This window comes from Pedobacter sp. 01T416_2, assembly GCF_056398925.1.
Map to the genome: position 1 here is coordinate 1 of NZ_JBFTQI010001030.1, position 1,626 is coordinate 1,626.

1 protein-coding gene is annotated in these 1,626 nt (G+C 37.3%); it reads right to left on the minus strand.

What is annotated here, in order from left to right; all coding sequences use genetic code 11:
- Positions 1-980 (minus strand): hypothetical protein (locus tag AC1DPQ_RS27025; RefSeq protein WP_477611464.1); only part of this gene is annotated, 980 nt, incomplete at its 3' end.
- Between the last annotated feature and the right edge of the window lie 646 nt (positions 981-1,626).

Below are 1,626 nucleotides of genomic sequence, written 5' to 3' on the forward strand. Positions count from 1 at the left end.
AATATACTGAAGTTGGAAGTTTGCTGATGAAAAAGAAGTGTGGGTATACCTTTGGGTAACAAAACATCCTTCTGCGCGCTTAAGGTAGATTTATTCAATAAAATTTTAAGGAACTTTTCAACTTTTATGTTAAAAGATGGTTTGTTAAGCATTCCAAAAAACTGCCTTAGTTTAGGCTGTATTCTGTCCAAACGTTTATCGATGATGTTTAAAGTATACTTCACATCAGGAAAAAATCCTCTCACCTCGGCGATGTTGTCCGCAATCTGTTGTTCACTTACCCATTGAAGTTGCCCTTCGAGTACCAGATTTATGGTCTTCATTTCCCTGAACGCTGATCTTAGTTCTTCATTTTGCGTCCGCAGGCGATCGAGTTTTTGATCGATGGCTTTTAAAATATCCAAAATCGATAAGTCAGACAGTTGGGTAGTGGCCCTAATTTCCTGTACTGAGTTATCGATTTGGCGCTCTAACCTATCCACCTGGCTTTTCATAACAGGCTTAAATACGCTAAAAAAAGTATCAATCCAGCTTTGAATATCATATTGATCAGCGCAAGCCTCTAACTTGTTGCGGAGGTCGTTGCAGATGGTTTCAATTTGAGTAGGATTGAAGTTTGCCAAAAGAGTCTCTTCTACCTGTCGGCAAAATGATTCGGCATAATCTTTTAAGCTATAAATCTGTTCTTCCGTATCATACCTTAGAAAGTAAACTTGAAGATCGCTAACGATTGTATTAAAATGTATTTGTGGCGACCGTTCATATTCGTCCGCATTCATTAGTAACTTTGAGCCTTCTAAGGCCGTATAGATGTCCGGTTCTTTGAACCGGCCGTTTGGAAACGCACCAGACTTGATCTTTTGATAAAGGTTCAAAATCGCCAGCCCCGCTTGTGGCGGTGGAAAAAGGAGGTTATAAGTTCCCTCCTTCCCTATTTCGTGAAGCAGACTGAATTGTTGGTTAACATTATTTGAGAGCATCGCGATTAATCCTTTATCTGATCATTCCAAAAATATTTCTCTCAAGATATTGTTTTTCTCCATAATATAAAGCTAATGTTACCATGATTTTTTATTCTCTGTTAATCTGCGTGTAACGAATGTTAAACTGAAGCTTATAGATATGTGGACTGTGACATTTCAGGTAAAGACGCAGCAACTTCACCCAAGATTCTTATAATAAGAACTTTATGTTAAATATTTTAGTAAAAAAACATGAAGATTATCGATCTATGGCTTTGATACATTATTAAATCTGATAATCGATATATATGTATTCGCTCTCCATTCGCAAGAACTAATTCACATTAGACACCAAACCGGCATATTCTTGTCTGCATACAATCATCTTAATGGCCCCTGCTCTCGCTCAAGCTTATCAAAAAAACTGACTTAACCGAAGTAAAAGCATAATCCCGCGCCTCGGAGAGGGTTGAAAGCATAAAAGAATGGATGCTTTTCATAAATTCCGGAATATATGGATCAATACCAAAAGTTGTGGAGGACGGTAAAAACAAATAGCTTTGCATTTTACTATTTCACTTTATATGACTTCCCCTGCAGCCTCTTTACTTAAATTGTTCTTACCAGATTTTATACTAGCAAACTTTACTATTACCGGTGTCAT